The sequence below is a fragment of the Tepidimonas sp. genome (assembly GCF_046292505.1).
Lineage (GTDB): Bacteria > Pseudomonadota > Gammaproteobacteria > Burkholderiales > Burkholderiaceae_C > Tepidimonas.
Window position 1 is genome coordinate 1 of record NZ_JBKBQX010000058.1, and the last position, 2,192, is coordinate 2,192.

3 protein-coding genes are annotated in these 2,192 nt (G+C 61.8%); all 3 read left to right on the top strand.

The features are described from left to right. A partial coding sequence (locus ACK4TH_RS11460; protein ID WP_409626590.1) for a portal protein occupies nucleotides 1-929 on the top strand: 929 nt, incomplete at its 5' end. Then, on the top strand, nucleotides 926-1,288 hold the full coding sequence (locus ACK4TH_RS11465; RefSeq protein WP_409626592.1) for a hypothetical protein: 363 nt from the start codon (nucleotides 926-928) through the stop codon (nucleotides 1,286-1,288). The genes ACK4TH_RS11460 and ACK4TH_RS11465, both read left to right, overlap by 4 nt. Nucleotides 1,289-1,295: 7 nt before the next feature. After that, the coding region (locus ACK4TH_RS11470; protein WP_409626594.1) for a hypothetical protein at nucleotides 1,296-2,192 on the top strand (897 nt) is incomplete at its 3' end.

Genomic DNA, 2,192 nt, shown 5'->3' on the forward strand with positions numbered 1-2,192 from the left:
GCTACATCGTCGTCGAGGGCAACGGCTCGGATTACGTGGGCGACGAACCCGGCTATCGTTCTTTCCCGTACCAGTCTCCGCGCACGTTCACAGAAAGCGGCGATGCCTACGGATACAGCCCGGCAATGCAGGCAATGCCAGCGCTCGGTTCCGTGTCGGCCATCAAGAAAACGACGCTCAAGAGCGGGCAGAAAGCCGTCGATCCGCCCTACTTGTCGCATGACAGCGTAACCGAGGGCCTGGACATCCGGCCGGGTGCGAACAACCCCGGCACGGTTGACGGTCAAGGCCGTATGCTGGTTCGCAGGATGGAAACCGGAAACTTCCAGGTCGCCGAGAACATGCTTGCGGACGAACGCAAGGACATCGAAGACAGCTTCTTCGTCACGCTGTTTCAAATCCTGACAGAAACGCCGGAGATGACGGCAACCGAAGTCATGGAACGCGTTGCCGAGAAAGCGGCGTTGCTGGCCCCGACGATGGGCAAGCTACAGACGGAATACCTCGGGCCGACGATCACGCGCGAAATCGACGTCCTGTTTGAGATGGGCTACCCCGGCCTGCCGGAAGTGCCGCCCGAACTGGTCGAAGCGCAAGGCGAATACGAAATCGTGTACACGTCGCCGCTGGCCAAGGGTATGTACGCCGAGGAAGTCAGCGGGTTCTTTCGGCTGACAGAGGCGGCGACGCAGGCGGCGCAGGCGACGGGCAAGCCCGAACTGCTGGACTTCTTCGATTTCGAGACGGCCATACCGGAAATCGGATCGCGCATGTCTGTACCGACGCGCTGGATGAACGACATCAAAAAGGTACAAGCGCTGCGCGGCCAGCGCGAACAGCAAATCCAGCAGCAGCAGATCGTGGATAGCGCGCCCGCACTCGCCAGTGTGGCGACGGCAGCCATGAAACAGACAGGCGGTGCCCGGTGACGGACGACTTCATCGACGGCGAACCCGATCCGTTTTCCCCGGACGTTGTTGCTTCGCAGGATGCCGAAACGCGGCGTCTGTCTGACGACCAAGCCAATCTGATCGAGCAGCAAATGCGGCGCTGCGCGGAAGCCTATCGCCGCATCTTCGTCGACGGCAAGCCGATGGACGGAGACGTCGACATCGTCATGCTTGACCTTGCGGCGTTTTGCTACGGCTTCAAATCAACGTACCGAAAAGACGAACGAGAACACGTCCTGTTGACCGGAAGGCATCAGGTGTGGCAGCGCATCATGGACTTAACACGTCTGGACACCGACGCGCTGTTCCGTAAATACTCAGACGTGCAGAGGGGGTAATCCCAACATGAACGACAAACCTGACGGCCAAGGCGTCAGCCTTGGACACCCGGCAGGCCGGAACGCACCGGCTGCGCGGGTCATGTTTCCCGAAAGCATCGGTAGCGTTAAGCTGCCGCGTGTCGTTTACGACGGCGCGGACGGCGGCAATCCGGGCGGTGGCGGCGCTCCGCCCGCAGGCACGACGTTCCCGGCTCCTTGGAGCGACGTCAAGGACGGCCCGTGGAAAGTCGGCGATAAGCCGTGGTGGGACGGCATACAGGAAGCGCCGGTAAAAGAACTACTCGGCCAGAAGAACTACAAGACGCCCTATGAACTGGCGATGGCGTACTACAACGCCAACAAGCTGGTCAGCGGCGCAGCGGACGCAGTCGTCATTCCTGGCAAGGACGCGACGCCGGAACAGTGGAACGCGTTTCATGCCAAGATGGGACGGCCGGAAACCGCAGACGGCTACGAGTTCAAGTTTGACGAGGGCGTCAAGGTCGACCCTGCGTTCGTGTCGTTCGGCAAGCAGATGTTCCACGCGATGGGGCTGGACCCCGCGAGAGCGCAGACAGCCGCCAACATGTGGAACGAGTTTATCGGCAAGCACAACGCCGCCCAGCAAGAGACGTGGCAGGCCGAAAACGAAAAGGGCATCCAGGCGCTTGAACAGCGCTGGGGGCCGGACCTTGAAGCCAACAAAATGGCGGGCAAGCGTACCGTCGAAGCGCTGGGCCTGTCGGCCGATCTGGTCGCCGCTGTCGAGGCGAATATCGGCTCTGCCGCTGTCGTGGAACTGCTGGCTACCATCGGGCGCAAGTCCGATGAAGGCGTTTTCAAAGGCGGCGGGGGCGGCGGCGCATCGGCCTCGTGCCACTCGCGGTTGGGGTCGGTCAGCAGTTGTGCTTGGGCCCCGGCG